Source organism: Niabella aquatica (genome assembly GCF_054779315.1).
On sequence record NZ_BAAGYM010000038.1, the window covers coordinates 398,872 to 415,939 of the forward strand.

Below are 17,068 nucleotides of genomic sequence, written 5' to 3' on the forward strand. Positions count from 1 at the left end.
ATGAATGTCAAAGATCTTGCAAAGCATTGCATGGGGTTACTTTTTTTTATGGGAGGTTTGTTTTTTACAGGGAATACACAGGGGCCTGTTAAAGTTATACTCGACACAGATATGGGCCCGGATTATGATGATGTGGGTGCCATAGCTGTTTTACATGCTTTAGCAGATAAAGGCGAGGCAGAAATACTGGCTACGATGTCGTGCAATCATCATTATTTAACCGGCCCCACTATCCAGTTGCTGAATACTTATTTTAAGCGGCCCGGTATCCCGGTGGGTGTTCCCCGGTTGCTGGCTGTAAGTATGGGAGCGCCGCAAAAATGGCCCCAGCTATTAATGAATCGTTATCCGCATCGTTACAATTCCAACGATGAGTTGCCGGATGCCATCCAATTATATCGCGAGCTTCTTGCTAAGGCTGAAGATTCAAGTATTACAATCATAGCAATTGGCTTTTTGACCAACCTGTCAGATTTGTTGAATTCTCCGGCAGATAAAATAAGTTCAATGACCGGAACAGCGCTGGTTAAGAAAAAAGTAAAGAAACTGGTTTCGATGGCCGGGAGGTTTCCGGTTGGCCGGGAGTATAATGTTTACAAAGATGTTTTATCGGCAAGTCAGGTTATTAACCACTGGCCCACCCCGATTTATTTTAGCGGGTGGGAAATAGGCAATGAAATAAGAACCGGGTTGAACGTCATCCGTAATGCTCAATTAAAAAACAGCCCGGTGAAGGATGTTTATGCCCTGTGCATACCTATGGCCCCCATGGATTCTTTGGGACGAATGAGCTGGGATCAGACGGCAGTGTTAGCAGGCGTAAGAGGGAGCGCTTCCTATTTCGATTTGGTGGCAGGCAGGATGGTGATGCTGGAAAACGGCAGGAACGGATGGATCAATATGCCGGATGGAAGCCATTTTTATTTTACAATGAAAATGCCGCCGGGAAAGTTAAGTAAGGAAATTGAATCCTTAATGATGCGTTGAGCATGATTTGATGAATGAACTATAAGATTTTCAATACCCCGAGGATTACTGTAGCAATTTTATGTGGCCATAAATAATAAGCACGTCAAAACTTACATGAAATATACGCTATTTTTTTTACTGCTGCTATGCAACACTGCATTTGCGGCCGTTCGGCTGCCTTCCCTGGTTAATGATAATATGGTATTGCAGCAAAATACTACCATACGTTTATGGGGAATGGCCGATCCGGGATCCTGGGTGAAAATTCAAACAGGATGGGATAAAAAGCGGTACACTGTTTGGGCCGATCCATCAGGCAAATGGGAATCGCTGGTGCAAACAACAGCCGGCAGCTTTACTGCCTACGATATAAAGATCAGCGATGGTAAAGAAATAATTATTAAAAATGTGCTATTGGGTGAAGTATGGTTATGTGGAGGGCAATCGAACATGGAAATGAGCCCCCGGGGCTTTGCCAATCAGCCCCTGTATAACGCGGCAGAAGAAACCATCGATGCAGATTATCCTTACATCAGGTTCTTTGCTATACCCAGAATGTTCAGTGTTGCACCCCTGGCAGAAAGCAAGGGTAGCTGGAAAACCGTTACGCCTGAGTCTGTCGAAACCTTCAGCACCGTCGGTTTTAATTTCGGAAAAATAATCAGTAAGACTTTAAAAGTACCGGTTGGCTTGATCGGTTGTTATTGGGGTGGTTCTAAAGTGGAAGCCTGGATGAGTGAGCAGGCGCTTTCCCCGTTTCAACAGGTGGTGATAAAAGACGAATCTTTAAATTACATGCACGCCAATACGGCCTCAACGCTGTTGTATAATGGCATGCTGTTTCCATTGGCCAGGTATGTGTTCAAAGGTGCGCTGTTTTACCAGGGCGAGGCAAATGTACAAAAGCCCGAGGCATACGGGAACCTCTTCCCGGCAATGGTGGCTGACTGGAGAAAGTTATTTGATCATGATTTCCCTTTTTACTATGTGCAGCTGGCCCCCTGGGGTTATACAAACATGGGCTGGCATGCAGACGGAACAGAAGTAGCCAGGTTCCGGGAGGTTCAGGAAAAGTGCCTGGATAAAATACCCGGTTCGGCTATCGTTTCAACAGTTGATATAGGCTCCGAAACAACGATCCATCCTCCCGAAAAACGTACGGTGGCGAAAAGGCTGGCTTTTCTGGCCCTGTCCGATACATACGGTATACATGCTATAAAGGGGGCAGCTCCGAAGTTAGTTGGAGCGAGGGTAGATAATGAAAAAATGATCATTGCAATGTCCGACCCCGGCTTTGGCTTATCAGATTACGGAATGGGATTGAAAGGGTTTGAGATAGCGGGCAGCGATAAAAAATTTTATCCTGCCAGAGCAGCAATCATTAAAGGAAGTAAAAATGGTGAAGTGGCCATATGGAATGAAAATATTGCCCGGCCTGTAGCAGCCAGGTATTGCTTTAAGAATTACGCTTACGGAAACCTGTATAATAGCTATGGTATTGCAGCATTGCCATTCCGCACCGATGAGTGGTGATTGCACGAATAGTTGTTTTTGCCTGTTTGTATAACGGGGCATTGCCGGTTGCGGAGCTTAGGCTTATGCCGCATATTGCTTTTTATATTTCCGTTTATATTCCAAAGGTGTCATAAACATGATCCTTTTAAAATGCCGGTAGAAGTTAGAAACATTATTGAAGCCGCATTCGGCACAAATAAACGACAGGGAGAACTTATCTTCTATGATCATTCTGCACGCATTGCTGATACGCACTTCTGTTAAAAAATCAAAATAGGTTTTTTGTGTAATGCCTTTAAAATAACGGCAGAAAGAGGTTTCGCTGAAATTACATAAAGCAGCCACTTCTTCCAGTTTAATTTCCTTGTTGTAGTTGGAGAGTGTATAAGCGATTATCGTATTGAGGCGGTCTGTTTCAGATTCGTCGGCCTTATAGTAAGCGTATGCCTTGGCTATAGATGTTATTTCTTCCGATTCACTGATCACCTGTAGTATTTGAAGCAACGTTATTATTTTTTCAAATTTGCTGCAATTGACGATCGATCTCATTAAAGTTTTTACTTTTTCTGCAGTATAGCCATTTATAAGAATACCTTTTTTGGCCAGTTCAAATAATCTTGGCATGAGATAGGCCTCCGGTAATAGAAAAAAACCTTTTCCCAGGCATGATGGAGTAAACTGTATTACGATCGCTTCAATTTGAAACATCTCGCCTGGTGAATGTTCTTTTAATTCCTTCTCACGCCAGGCATGGGGCAGGTTTTCTCCCAGTAATACTACTTCGCCTGCATTAATATGAGAAACATTATCCCCGATAATGCGGATGCCATCGCCACGTATAATATAGTGCAATTCTAATTCAGGGTGATAATGCAGTAATTTTCCAAAGCCATTGATCTGGTCATGTCTAACCGAAAAAGAATCCTGAACAGGTACGGCAACCTTGTGAAAATGAGGCTTCATTCGTTTCTTTTAGAGAAAGGCAATGTACGATTTTATTGTCAATTTTTTTGCCTGAAAGGGACCTCTTTGAAAAATTATTTACATTATAAATCAGACTATGCCTGTATTTGGTAAGGAATGACATAAGCGGGAATGCATAAAGCGGAACATAAGGGCGTAGACTGCCCGGGATAATATCGTACAATAAATAAAGAACTGTTCACTTGTTTGAATGTATGCAGCGGATCAGTTTTTATGATTTAGGGTGATGTTGATCGAAGTCATATAATAAAATGGTGGTATAGCAATAGATGTATCAAATAACTACATTTGCATGCTAATGATTGGCGCTGGATTTATAAGGCCTGTTTACTTTTATGTTATTCTTTCTGTCAGCTTGTTTGTAATAGCCGGACTGATAAGCGTGCGTTGTATGCAGCCGGAAAAAGAGACGCCTGTTGCCGGTAATGAATACGCAGGAGACCAGGCCTGCACCAGTTGCCACGCAAAGGAGTACCGGGAGTGGAGTATCTCAGATCATTTTAAGGCGATGCAGGTGGCTAACGATTCTACGGTATTAGGTGATTTTAATAACAGCAGCTATACTGCGGATGGTATTACTTCCAGGTTTTTTAAGAAAGACGGGAAGTTCTATATCAATACCCAGGGCGGAGATGGTAAAAACCATGACTATGAGATCAAATATACATTCGGCTATTACCCGTTACAGCAATACCTGGTAGTGTTTGACAGGGGACGCATGCAGGTTACACGCCAGAGCTGGGACAGCCGGCTCAATAAATGGTTTCATCAGTATGCAGGTCAGAAAATTGCTGCAGGCGACTGGCTGCACTGGACAGGCAATGCCCAGAACTGGAATACGATGTGCGCCGAATGCCATAGCACCAATCTGCAAAAAAACTATGACTTTGAAACCGACAGCTATAAGACTACCTTCAGTAATTTAACAGTGAGCTGTGAAAGCTGCCATGGCCCGGCCAAAGCCCATATTGACTTTGTGAGCAGCAAAGCCTACGATCCCCAAAAGAAAAATCATAACGGGTCGTTCATGCTCCTGGCAAGGTATAGCACGCAGCAGGCTGAAATACAAGCCTGCTTTCCCTGTCATGCAAGGAAGGGTAATATTAGTGCACACATGATACAGTCCGGTGAAATTATGGATAATTTCATTCCTGAAATTCCCAGCACAGAATATTACCATGCCGATGGCCAGGTGGATGATGAAGATTATACTTATGCGTCATTTTTACAAAGCGAAATGTACAGGCATGGTGTAAAATGCAGCAACTGTCATAACCCGCATAGCGGTAAGCTGCTCATAACCGGGAACGGGGTTTGTGGCCAGTGCCATCAGAAGGAAAAATATGATGTTCCTGCTCATACTTTTCATGCCGTTAATACAGATGGCGCTGCCTGTAAAAACTGCCACATGCCTTCCAAGTATTATATGGGTAATGATTTGAGACATGATCATATTTTCCGGGTGCCGCGTCCTGATTTATCTGTAAAGAATGGAACTCCTAATGCGTGTAATGATTGTCATAAAGATAAAACAGCAGCCTGGGCAGCACAGGCTGTTGATCAATGGTATGGTCCCGGTCGTAAATACCATTTTGCAGAAGACCTGGTTCCGGGAAGCAGGATGGACGGGCAGGCACAGGCTCATCTGATTAAATTAATAAAAGACACCGCAACACCCGCTATTATACAGGCTACGGCGGTGCATTATATGGCTCGCATAAGCAATGATGCCAGCCTGCAAATATTATTAGGTGAGCTGGATCATGAAAATGCCCAGGTCAGGTACCGGGCTATTACAGGGCTGGTAAGCTTTGATCCCAATAAATGGCGGGGCAGTGTTATACCATTGCTGGGCGATAAAGTAAGGGCTGTTCGGATTGCGGCAGCCAATGCCTTAATTACTGCAGATGGTACCCAAATGCAGCAGGACTATGGCCCTGCTTACTCCAAAGTCTCGGCAGAGTTGAATGACTACATCATGTATCAAACCGATTTTGCAGCAGGTAATGTGATGGCTGCTGATTACTTTATGAAATTGAGGAACTATGAAAAAGCAGAAAGCTTTTACCTGCGCGGCCTGCAAAAAGATACAGTGATGAACTATGCCCGTTTGAACCTCGCAACCCTGTACAATATAATGGGAAGAAATAACGATGCCCTCAGGGTATTGCAGGATGCCCTGAAGACCGATCCGAAAAACGATCGCATTTATTTTAATATGGCCCTGCTTTATAATGAAATGGGCCATACAGAACAAACAGAGAAATCCCTCAAGCAGGCTATTGCATTAAAATCAGCCAATCCGCGTGTTTATTATAATTACGGCGTGCTGCTGCAACAGCGCCAGCAACCCGATGAAGCGGCAAAGCTTTACAAGCAGGCATTGGCGTTAGATCCTGCCGATGCTGATATTAACTTTGCCCTTTGTGTACTGTACCTGCAGCAAAATCAGCCGCAGCATGCGATCCCTTATGCTCAAACACTACGCAAATACTATCCGGCAGATGGCAGGTTTATGCAACTATACCAGCAGTTAGGATTGGTTCAGTAACCTCCTCCCGGCCTGCTGCCAGCCCCTCGGTGAAGGGTGCATTTTTTCGCGTTACCTACCTGTCCTTACTCTTCAACCGACGGATGATTCACGGAAATTGGTCCACACCATTAGGATAGTGATCGGAAGAAGATAACAGGCAACTTTATCTTGACATGACAGTAGCCTGCTTTTTCTATACAACAGCATATTATGAAGGTGTGGATCGCTGCTCCCTGTACACATATAACAAATAAAAGGGTGGCCATATCTCTGAAGGTAGAGGCTTCTGTATAAGAATAAAAATATGCCTATTTTTACCAGATGGTATCGGTAAATAAAATCCTGTTATATTCAGTTGCATTGTTTCTGTTGGGCTCCTGTAAAAACAACAGTAATAATCACGCGCAGCAGAAAGCAGACGCTTCGCATTCCTGTATGAAGGTGCCGGCTCGTTTTGGATCAGCAGATACCTCCGGGATCGCTTTTAGCGGTGACACTTCTGTTGCAGGAATGGTGCTTATTCCCGGCGGTGTATTTGCTATGGGGGCAGATAACGACCAGGCCAGTGAAGATGAGTACCCGAAACATGAAGTGCAGGTATCTCCTTTTTACATGGATATCACAGAAGTAACAAATGCACAGTTTAAAAAATTTGCAGTGGCTACAGGATATATCACCACGGCCGAGCGTAAACCTGACTGGGAGGAGTTAAAAAAGACCCTTCCGCCGGGTACACCAAAACCACCAGATAGTGTGCTGCAGGCGGCTTCCCTTGTATTTATACCATCGAAAGGACCGGTAGACCTGAACGATAATAGCCAGTGGTGGAGTTGGGTGAGGGGCGCCAGCTGGAAGCATCCTCACGGACCCGGCAGCAGCATAGAAGGAAAAGATCATTATCCTGTAGTACATATAAGCTGGGACGATGCCCAGGCTTATTGCCAATGGGCAGGCAAGCGTTTACCTACAGAAGCCGAATGGGAATTTGCCGCACGGGGAGGGTTGATCAATAATATTTATCCGTGGGGTAATGAGCATATCAGCCAGGGCATTCCCAAGGCCAATAGCTGGGAAGGCAGGTTCCCTTATCTGAATGAAGAAAAAGACGGTTATTTCACATTAGCGCCTGTAAAGTCCTTTGCCCCGAATGGATACGGGCTGTATGATATGGCAGGAAATGTGTGGGAGTGGTGCAGCGATTTATACAACCATGATTATTACAAACAGCTTGCCGGAAATCTTACGGTAAATCCGCAAGGGCCGGAAAAATCATACGATCCGCAGGAACCCTACACGTTAAAACGCAGCCTGCGGGGTGGCAGCTTTTTATGTAATGACAGCTATTGCAGCGGTTACCGGGTAGCGCGCCGTATGAAAAGCAGCCCCGATACGGGTTTGGAGCACACGGGCTTCAGGTGTGTAAAAGATGCGCAATAAGCTCTTTATTTTGTGGCCGAATAAATGCAGCACATGCCAAAGGTTAGCGCCTGATAGCGTGAATTTTTAAAGCCTACCTTATCCAGTATCGAAGTGAAGTCTTTTCTTTCGGGGAAAGCCCTTGCCGATTTGTTCAAATATTGATATGCCTGCTTATCCTGCTTAAAAGCCCTGGCAATCTGAGGGGCTACAATGCTCATATAAATCTGGTAAATGTTGTTGATAAAAGCGGGCCTGGGCCTCGAAAATTCTATGATGCATAATTGTCCGCCGGGCTTCATAACGCGCAGCATTTCCGACAGGCCTTTTTCCAGGTTCTCAAAGTTACGTACTCCAAAGGCCGCCATTACAGCATCATAGCTGTTATCGTTAAAGTGCAGGTTTTCCGAATCTCCTTTTTCCAGCTGTATTTGTCCGCTCAGGCCGAGCTTCCCGATTTTTTTTCTTCCTTCCTCCAGCATTTGAGCAGAAATATCAATGCCGGTAACCTGTTTGGGATGAAGCATCTTACAGGCGCGGATGGCCATATCACCCGTACCGGTGGCAATATCCAGTATATGCTGCGGTTGTCGCTTTTTAAGGGAGTTGATCGCTTTTTTACGCCAGCGCACATCGGTTCTTGCTGAGAGGAAACGGTTCATGAAATCGTACTTCCCTGCAATTTTGTCAAACATTTCAGCAACCTGCTCTTTTTTGGTTTTACCAGATTCGCTGAATGGTATAATATGGTCGTGTGGTTGTGCCGGCATGGGCACAAAGATAAGAGGTAGGCTAGAAATGTAGAATATAGAATTTTAAATATTGAATGTAAAATAGTAGGGAAGTTCGCATAGATCCGGAAGTCGGAGGAAAAGTGAAGATATGTGAACGGATACTGGTTACTGCCGCTTGTTTGCACAGAAGCCTCAAACTTTAAACTTAGTCAAATAGATGATATAGAAATTCTATACTCAAATAATCAACATTTGATGCTTAATGTTAATCACATTCCGGACACATAGTTGCTATTTTGTTTAGCTGATGATCAATGCTTGCAAATTGAAACCTGGAACCTGGAACTATAAACCTTTCAACTTTTCTACCTGTCAACTGTCATCCGTGATCTGTCATCTTTCTTCCGCTCCCCCTGCCTATATTTGCATAACTTAGGCATCTAATTGTACGCTAATGAAGGATTTTTTTAAGAATATTGAGTTAGACGAACTTTCGTCAACGCCGAAATACCTGCAATTAGCTCAATCAGTAATAAAGGCAATTGCTGTAGGCAAGATCAGGAACGATGAGGTAATGCCGTCTATTAACGAAATGAGCTTTGAGTTCGACATATCAAGGGATACCGCCGAAAAATCTTACAAATACCTGAAAAAGCTGGGCGTGCTGGGGTCGGTGCCGGGAAAAGGTTTTTTTGTAAAAACTACCAATGTAAAAAATGACATCAAAGTATTTTTGCTTTTTAATAAACTAAGCGCTCATAAAAAAATTATTTACGACTCCTTCGTTAAAACCCTGGGCGATAATGCCGCCATTGATTTTTACATTTATAATAATGACTTTAATTTCTTTAAGCGCCTGCTTACCAATGCGGGCAAGCATTATTCGCATTATGTGGTAGTAACTCATTTTATAGAGAGCGGGGAGAATGCTTATGAAATTTTGAATACGATATCCAAGGAAAAGCTCATCCTGCTGGATAAGCTGGTATCGGGTGTGGATGGCGATTTTAGTGCGGTATATGAGAATTTTGAAAAAGATATTTACAGCGCCCTGGAAAAGGCACTGGACAGTTTAAAGAAATATGAGCATCTTAAAATAATAGTGCCTTCACACACTTATTTTCCTAACGAAATAACAAAAGGCTTTAAGCGGTTCTGTCATCAGTATGCCTTTTCGGATTATGTGGTCAACGACATCAGCAGGGAGAAAATAAGCAGCGGTACGGCCTATATCAGTCTGATGGAAGACGACCTGGTAACGTTGATAGAAAAAATAAAAGAATCAAAGCTTGTAATGGGCAAGGATATCGGGGTGATCAGCTATAACGAAACCCCCCTTAAAAAGCTGATATTGCAGGGTATTACTACCATTTCTACCGATTTTGAGGAAATGGGCAGGCAGGCGGCCCAGCTTATATTAGCAGGTAAAAGAAAACAGGTAGAAATCCCTTTTTACCTGAGGCTGAGGCCTTCCCTTTAGATGATAGGAGGAAGGGTGAAAAATTGAAGGGTTTAAAAGTTAGAAAGTTAATGGAAATAAATGATGAATCTGGCATCCAGCGTCCAGTATCCAGAAACCCAGTGACCAGTAACTTGTAACCAGAAACCAGTAACGACATTTAAAATTCAACATTCATTATTTTACATTTAATATTCTATATTTTCCATGCAAATTGTTTCCGCATCATATATAAAAAGCAGTGCCGTATACACACAATGCCCGCCGGCAGATAAGGCGGAGTATGCATTTATTGGCAGGAGCAATGTGGGTAAATCGTCTTTAATAAACATGCTGTGTAATAAAAAAGCTTTGGCTAAAACTTCTGGAGCGCCGGGAAAGACACAGCTGATCAACCATTTTATTATAAACGATATTGCTAAAAGCGGGGCTAAGGCCAAAACCGGGAAAAGCTGGTACCTGGTAGATCTGCCGGGTTATGGTTATGCAAAGGTTTCGCAAAAGCAGCGTAAAAGCTGGACCTCTATGATCGAGGATTATATCCTGAAACGCCCCAACCTGGGTAATTTATTTGTATTGATCGACAGCAGGCACGAGCCGCAGAAAATAGATCTGGAGTTTATTAACCAGTTAGGGGAGTGGCAGGTGCCTTTTGCCATTGTATTTACAAAAGCGGATAAGAACAAACCGGGCGCTACTATCAATAATGTTCAGCAATTTATAGAAGCATTAAAAGAGAACTGGGCAGACCTGCCACCGTATTTTATTACTTCGGCCATCAGAGGAGATGGAAGGGAAGAAGTGCTTGATTTTATCAATGATATGAATAAGGATTTTGAATCGGTGAAGGGGCGGAAGATATGAGGCTTTTAGAGCGTTTATATTATTCGGTTGTCAAAGCAACCTCTGTGAACAAATAAAGCGATATACCTGTATGCAGTCTTTTTCTCCCCCGTCACAACGGGAAATGTTTCTTAAGTAAAAATAGCGCCGGTTTACAATTTCCCGTAAGGGATATCCTAATTGCTCTATTCATTAAAGAAAACAGGTATTTTTGAAAAGTTTTCCGTTATCCAAAGCATTGTCCAATGAATATATTGTTTAAATTAATAAGTATTTTTTTACTGTCGCTGGGAATGGCATCCTGTGTGAAGAATGAACCTTTCTTAAAGGCTTATTCGGTACCTGAAGTTTTTCCATATGAAAATACCGATTCATCTGCCAAAGCCCGAGTTATTATGATGCACGGTATGCAGCATTACCTGGCTACATCGGTTAATACTACGTTAAACCAGGATATTGTTGATTCGTTATGGGCTAACAGGGGAAAGCCTTTTACCGAAGTAATGGTCCCCGATTTTACTTATGCCGATAGCATCCTGAACAGGATGACAAATGTCACCCTGCAGGCGGCAACAGCTGATGCGGATTCTATTAAAGCGTATGCCGATTCGGTGGTAGCCAACAGCCGGTATTATGCTGTTGCAGGGAGCAATGGTATGGCTGGCTGGCAAATGCAAACTACTCCTGTATCTGCTAAAAGGCTTTTTAGTAAAGATGGAAAAGCATATAAAGAGGTTTGGGCCAATGCCATGCTGGGTGCCATGGCTTTAAAGGGGGTGTTTGCTCAATTGAATAGTGCAGCGGCCAGTAAAACCTGGGAGCTGGCGTATGATTATACCGGGTTTCCCATGAACTATGACCCTGCTAAGAATTATGAAACAGCGCCCATACCCCGGGACAGGCCCTTAAGCATAGCCGGCTGCTTTTCAGAAGTGCCGGATTCACTGCGTCTTGGCAGTAAAATATATGAAAGTTTCCGGAGAGGAAAAACAGCCCTGTATGCAGGCGATTCGCGGATCGCGGGAACCGATATCGGTATTATTTATTTTAACCTGGAAAGAGGCCTGGCCGCTGCTGCTGCCGTTCATTTGGATGCTGCAAAAAAATATACGGATATCGCCGGCAAGCTCAATGAGCTTTCTAAAGCTTACGGGTTTATCATCGCATTAAAGTATCGTTATACCATCAGCCTGCTGAGCGCAGAAAATTACTGGTTGCTCAGGAGCTTCTTTGATGATGAGAACTTTTATACATTGGTACAGGATCCGTCTTATAAAAGTATAAATGCCGCAATGGCACTGCTCACAGGTGTATACGGCCTATAGCGGTTATAAACGTTCCAGCAGCTCTACTACTTTTTCCCTTTTAAGGATCAGGTATCCCAGCCGGTCTTTGCTGATGCCTTCTTTAAGCTGGTAGCTGAAATACAAGGCGTCATCTGTAACCGTTGTTTCAAAATGTTTGAAAGCAATAGTAGGAAGTGCTTTGAGCGCTTCGCCTGTTTCATATAAATGGGTAGAGAGGATAAACAGCGAGGTTTTTACTTTAACCAGACCTTTAATCACTGCCAAAGAGCAGCGCATGGCATCTTCTACGTTAGTACCTTTAAATAATTCATCTATCAGTACCAGCCATTTTTTACCATCATTGATCTTTTGAACGGTATTTTTAATGCGCTGCACTTCGTTAAAGAAAAAGCTTTCTCCTTTAACGATATTATCCATTACATTAATATTACTGATCAGACCGTCAAACATGGTCAGCCTCATTTCCGTGGCCGGTATTCCCATACCAATATGGGCTAAAAATACACAGGCTCCCACTGATTTGATCAGTGTACTCTTTCCTGCCATGTTAGCCCCGGTTAAAAAAAGGAAATTTTGTTCCGGGCTCATTTGCAAATGATAAGGAACAGGGTTGTGCAGTAGCAGGTGATACAGGCCTTTTGCTTCAATTAAAGGATTTTCGCTTTCAATAAATTCGGGGAATTGCAGGTTGTATTTTTTTACAGCAAATGCCATGGAGTACCAGGCATCCAGCCTGCTGTAAAGATCTATCAGCTCCTGTACTTCTATTTTATAGCTGCCGCGCACATTAGTAGCAAAGTACAGGGTTTTGTGCTGGGAAATCATCTCATCTTTGCCCATCCCGGCCATTTGCCTGAACGGCTCAATATTGCCAAGTAAATGGCTGATGCGGTCTATATAAATTTTAAAATAGGCCGGCATCTCTACCCCGGTCAATATAGCTTCGATCTTTTTAAGCCCCCTGAAAAAATCTGTAAAATGTTTAATGGAAAACTTAGCCATCGAGTAATCCGCGCTGTGCAGCAAGCGGTACATAAACGCATCCACGCCCGATGGGTGATCACCGATAGTATCTAAAGCATAATCCAGGAACTTGACCATTACCAGCACGGTTCCGTTAGAGATTTCCTCCGGCCACTCATCCACATGCCCTATCAGTTTTTTAAGAACATTTTGGGTGCCGGTTATCTTTTTGATATCATTGAAGGGAGAGGAGAAAAAATGGCGAAGCCACTCTTTGCCTCCTTCTGTACGTGTAAAGTTGAGCTTATGAAAAATAGAGTAGCTTTCTTCCTGGTGAAATATAGAAATATCGTTAAAAGAAATATCGTCTATCTGCATAGTATAAGTTGCTGGTTACAAGTTGCTGGTTCCCTGGCTCCGGTCACCACTATCGCTCAAACAAAAGCCTTTCTCCTTTTATAGACTCATCCCATTGCCCGTTTCCATAAACTAAATGCCCGTTTACAAAAGTATGGGTAATACTTGCCGGGAAAGTGAAGGCACTGCCGCCCTCCCCGGCTTTTTCAAATGGACTCCAGCCGCATTTGTATAAAATATTTTCTTTTCCTGCGGTGAACGGTGCCCGGGTATCGACAATTACGAGATCTGCAAAATATCCCTCGCGTATATACCCCCTTTCTTTTACAGAGAAGCAGTCTGCTACTGCATGGCTCATTTTTTCTGCAATTTTTTCAAGCGATATTTTCCCCTGGCTGTAATAGTACAGCATGAGCGGCAGCGAGTGCTGTACCAATGGCAGCCCGGCATGGGCCTTCAGATAAGGCCCGTTTTTTTCTTCGAAAGTGTGCGGGGCATGGTCGGTGGCAATTACATCCAGGCGATCATCAAGCAAGGCTTTCCATAAAGCTTCTTTATTGGGCGCCGCTTTAATAGCCGGGTTGCATTTTATAAAATTACCCTGCTGCACATAATCATCTGCTGTAAAGTGCAGGTGATGCACGCAAACTTCTGCAGTGATCCTTTTTCCCTTCAGGGGCAGCATGTTGGAAAAAAGCTGCAATTCTTTTTCTGTGCTGATGTGCAGGATATGCAGCCTTGCGTTGTGCTTTTTAGCCAGCTGAACGGCGTAAAAGGAAGATTCAAAGCAGGCTTCCTCATTCCTGATAACGGGGTGATCGGCCGCGGTAAGCTCGCGCCCCGAATCCAGTGCTTTTTGCATATTGGCTTTAATGATCTTTTCATCCTCGCAATGGGTGGCGATCAGCATTTCACTTTCGCTGAAAATTTTTTCCAGCACCAGGGGATTATCTACCAGTAAATTGCCCGTGCTGCTGCCCATGAACATTTTAATGCCGCAAATGCGGTCTTTAAATGCATTGGCAGACAGGGCATCTGCAGCATTGGTGTTATTGGTGCCCATATAAAAAGAATAATTAGCCAGTGATGTTTGGGCCGCGATATTATATTTGTTCTCCAGCAGGTCGAGTGTAAATGCAGGAGGCACGGTATTGGGCATTTCCATAAAGCTGGTTACGCCGCCGGCAACAGCTGCTTTTGCTTCTGTATAGATACTCGCTTTATGGGTTAAGCCCGGCTCACGAAAATGTACCTGGTCATCAATTATCCCGGGAAGTAAGTATTTCCCTTCTCCATTTATTTCTATGGTGTTTTCAGTGGTATGGATCCCGGTGTCTATTTTTTCTATACGACCGTTTTTTATAAGAATGTCCTTTATCTCAGTTTTTCCTTCGTTTACTACCTGGATATTTTTTAAAAGATATATTTGCATGGTTTTTGTTTTTTTGCTGACCGTGATGTTTGCATTGAGCCTGTCAGTTTTAAAGTTAATTTGTGCAGCACAGCTGAAGTGTGCGACGCAAATACGCTGATAGTAGCAAAACAGCCGGTGTTATAAAAATAAATTTAATTAAACCTTATTCATAAACTATGCAATTTAAGAAATACCTGCCTACACTTGCCGTTGTTTTATCCCCGCTTATAGGCTGGGCGCAAACAACCTATCTGCCCAGGGGCGATAAGCAGGAAATTATTTTAGACCGGCTGGAGATAAAGGCACAGAAAGACCCGCTGCTTAATCTAAGTAAAACCAAACCTTACAGCCGGGAGTTTTTTGTGCCGGCGGTAAAAAGCTACCTGCAGGCAGACTCTGCACTGGATGCCCATCTTACGAATGCAGATAAATATTATATTAAAAGCCTGCTGGCTAATAACCTGGAATGGGTACCCGAGGAGGAACGGGATGCTTATATGAGCAAAAAACTGGTGGGCAATACTTTTTACCAGTACCCGGCAGGCCTGTTTGAAACGCATAGTAAAGATTTTGACCTGGTGATCAACCCGGTGCTGAATATCGGCTATATGAATGAAAAGGATAATGACCAGAACCTGTTTTATAACACAAGGGGCATTACCATACGCGGACGTATTGCGAAGAAAATAGGCTTTTATTCCACGCTTACCGATAACCAGGAACGTTACCCAACTTATGTGCAGGACTGGATGGCGGAACGTACTGCTGTTCCAGGCGCGGGATTTTATAAAGATTTCAAAGCTGCCGGCGGGCGCGACTTTTTTGATGCCAGGGGTTATATTACTTTCGGCGCTACCAAATACGTGGATGTAACTTTTGGCTATGATAAAAATTTTATTGGCAACGGGCAACGCAGCTTATTCCTGAGTGATTTCGGAAATAATAACCTGTTCCTGAAACTGAATACGCGCATCTGGAAATTCAATTACCAGAACCTGTTTATGGAACTGACCAATGCCTATAAAAGTAATCCTAATGATGATTTATTAGGAAAGAAATACGCTGCCATGCACCATTTGGACATTAATGTTACAAAATGGTTAAACTTAGGAGTGTTTGAAGGGGTGATATTTGGCCGTAAGAATCGCTTTGAACTGGGTTACCTGGTGCCTGTGATTTTTTACAGATCCGTAGAGCGCGACCAGGGCAGCCCCGATAATGCGGTAGTGGGTATGGACTTTAAAGCCAATGTGGCTCATACGGCGCAATTGTACGGGCAACTATTATTTGATGAGTTCAAATTGTCGGAATTAACAGCCGGTAACGGCTGGTGGGCTAATAAATTCGGGTACCAGGTAGGAGCGAAGTATATAGATGCATTCACTGTTAAGGATCTTGATCTGCAACTGGAGCTGAACCGGGTGAGGCCCTACACCTATTCTCATTATGATTCTGTAGCCAACTATTCGCATTACAATCAGCCGCTGGCACATCCTTTAATGGCCAACTTTAATGAATGGATAGGAGTGGCAAGGTACAGGCCCGCGCCTAAATGGATGATCGAGGGCCGTGCTATGTATTACACGCAGGGGCTGGATAGCACCGGTAATGTAAACTTTGGAAGCAACCTGTTTTTGCCAAATGCTACCCGCACCGGCGATTATGGTCATGATGTGGGGAGCGGCTGGAAGACCAATACAGCCATGGCCAGCCTGCTTTTATCCTATGAGTTAAAAGAGAATCTGTTCCTGGAGCTGATGGGGATGATCCGAAGACAACGATACCTTGATCCTGTGGTGCCTACCAAAAAAAGTACGATTTTTAATGTAGGCTTACGCTGGAACATTGGAAGAAGGGATTTTTATTTTTAATCAATTGCAGCACTGCTATCGAACTTCATAGCTCTGCATATACAGCGCTCTGTTCCTTTGCAGCAATGCTGAATAGCAAAATTCGACTTATAAGAACAGCCTGTTTATATATACTGGCAGTAATGCAGTTTTTTAGCATTACTGCTTTGGCCCAGGGAGGCAATAGCAGCCGTATCATTTTCTGGACTGAGGGCAAGAAACTGCAGTTGCAGGATTTTAGGGTAGTGAACGACAGCACAAAAGCGGTGGCTGATAATGTGGCGGCCCTCACTCGAACAGGCATTACCTATTACCTTACCACGGAAAAAGTAAATGGTATACCCGTCAGCATTCGTATAACAGTGCAGGCTACTGTACATAAAGAGCATACTTTTATAAAAGAACGCGTGCTGGATTATACGCCTTCTGTCAAGCATCGTTTGCTGCTGCACGAGCAAAGGCACTTTGATATTTCTGAAATATTTGCGCGCCAGGCGGCACGGGAGCTGCAAACTTTAAAGCTTACCCAAAACTACCAAAAAGAAATTGCAGACTTTGTCAATGCAAAATTTAAAGCTGCTGAAGCGTACCATCGCCTGTATGATGCAGATACCCAGAACGGTGAAGATTTTGCCGCCCAGGATGAATGGGACGATAAGATCGCCGGCCAGCTCATGGAGCTGGATCGGTATAAGAAGAAAGTGGTGATAAGGAGGTTATAGTT

13 protein-coding genes are annotated in these 17,068 nt (G+C 43.6%); 9 read left to right on the top strand and 4 right to left on the bottom strand.

Features of this window, described 5'->3' with window-relative positions; genetic code table 11:
* Positions 1-987 (top strand): nucleoside hydrolase, encoded by a 987-nt coding sequence (locus ACYVBM_RS21375; protein ID WP_460687736.1) that lies wholly within the window; start codon positions 1-3, stop codon positions 985-987.
* Positions 988-1,083: 96 nt separating this feature from the next.
* On the top strand, positions 1,084-2,502 hold the full coding sequence (locus tag ACYVBM_RS21380; RefSeq protein ID WP_460687737.1) for a sialate O-acetylesterase: 1,419 nt from the start codon (positions 1,084-1,086) through the stop codon (positions 2,500-2,502).
* A 63-nt stretch (positions 2,503-2,565) separates the two neighbouring features.
* On the opposite strand, the gene ACYVBM_RS21385 is transcribed toward ACYVBM_RS21380, so the two are convergent.
* The gene (locus ACYVBM_RS21385; RefSeq protein WP_460687738.1) at positions 2,566-3,447 is read right to left on the bottom strand and encodes an AraC family transcriptional regulator; all 882 of its coding nucleotides are present in this window, start codon (positions 3,445-3,447) and stop codon (positions 2,566-2,568) included.
* A gap of 313 nt (positions 3,448-3,760) precedes the next feature.
* On the opposite strand from ACYVBM_RS21385, the gene ACYVBM_RS21390 reads away from it, so the two are divergent.
* Together ACYVBM_RS21390 and ACYVBM_RS21395 are read left to right on the top strand one after the other, a co-directional pair.
* Positions 3,761-6,019 carry a tetratricopeptide repeat protein gene (locus ACYVBM_RS21390; RefSeq protein ID WP_460687739.1) on the top strand — a complete coding sequence of 753 codons (2,259 nt, stop codon included), beginning with the start codon at positions 3,761-3,763 and terminating at the stop codon, positions 6,017-6,019.
* A gap of 303 nt (positions 6,020-6,322) precedes the next feature.
* Positions 6,323-7,438, top strand: a complete 1,116-nt coding sequence (locus tag ACYVBM_RS21395) for a formylglycine-generating enzyme family protein (protein WP_460687740.1) — start codon at positions 6,323-6,325, stop codon at positions 7,436-7,438.
* A 5-nt stretch (positions 7,439-7,443) separates the two neighbouring features.
* Here ACYVBM_RS21395 and ubiE read toward each other — a convergent pair whose 3' ends face one another.
* On the bottom strand, positions 7,444-8,187 hold the full coding sequence (gene ubiE, locus ACYVBM_RS21400) for a bifunctional demethylmenaquinone methyltransferase/2-methoxy-6-polyprenyl-1,4-benzoquinol methylase UbiE (protein WP_460687741.1): 744 nt from the start codon (positions 8,185-8,187) through the stop codon (positions 7,444-7,446).
* 418 nt (positions 8,188-8,605) lie between these two features.
* On the opposite strand from ubiE, the gene ACYVBM_RS21405 reads away from it, so the two are divergent.
* From ACYVBM_RS21405 to ACYVBM_RS21415, 3 genes are all read left to right on the top strand, one after another.
* Complete coding sequence (locus tag ACYVBM_RS21405) at positions 8,606-9,631, top strand: GntR family transcriptional regulator (RefSeq protein WP_460687742.1); 1,026 nt, start codon at positions 8,606-8,608, stop codon at positions 9,629-9,631.
* 186 nt (positions 9,632-9,817) lie between these two features.
* Entirely contained in the window at positions 9,818-10,474 is a 657-nt protein-coding gene (gene yihA / locus ACYVBM_RS21410) for a ribosome biogenesis GTP-binding protein YihA/YsxC (protein WP_460687743.1), read from the top strand.
* Positions 10,475-10,698: 224 nt separating this feature from the next.
* Positions 10,699-11,778 (top strand): DUF4856 domain-containing protein, encoded by a 1,080-nt coding sequence (locus tag ACYVBM_RS21415; RefSeq protein WP_460687744.1) that lies wholly within the window; start codon positions 10,699-10,701, stop codon positions 11,776-11,778.
* A gap of 3 nt (positions 11,779-11,781) precedes the next feature.
* Here ACYVBM_RS21415 and ACYVBM_RS21420 read toward each other — a convergent pair whose 3' ends face one another.
* Both ACYVBM_RS21420 and ACYVBM_RS21425 read right to left on the bottom strand, forming a co-directional pair.
* A complete protein-coding gene (locus ACYVBM_RS21420; RefSeq protein ID WP_460687745.1) occupies positions 11,782-13,101 on the bottom strand; it encodes a MutS-related protein in 1,320 nt (439 codons plus the stop codon).
* A 49-nt stretch (positions 13,102-13,150) separates the two neighbouring features.
* Entirely contained in the window at positions 13,151-14,512 is a 1,362-nt protein-coding gene (locus tag ACYVBM_RS21425; protein WP_460687746.1) for a dihydroorotase, read from the bottom strand.
* Between the two features lie 158 nt (positions 14,513-14,670).
* On the opposite strand from ACYVBM_RS21425, the gene ACYVBM_RS21430 reads away from it, so the two are divergent.
* Both ACYVBM_RS21430 and ACYVBM_RS21435 read left to right on the top strand, forming a co-directional pair.
* Positions 14,671-16,365 (top strand): hypothetical protein, encoded by a 1,695-nt coding sequence (locus ACYVBM_RS21430; RefSeq protein ID WP_460687747.1) that lies wholly within the window; start codon positions 14,671-14,673, stop codon positions 16,363-16,365.
* 122 nt (positions 16,366-16,487) lie between these two features.
* Positions 16,488-17,066 carry a DUF922 domain-containing protein gene (locus ACYVBM_RS21435; protein WP_460687748.1) on the top strand — a complete coding sequence of 193 codons (579 nt, stop codon included), beginning with the start codon at positions 16,488-16,490 and terminating at the stop codon, positions 17,064-17,066.
* Positions 17,067-17,068 lie beyond the last annotated feature (2 nt).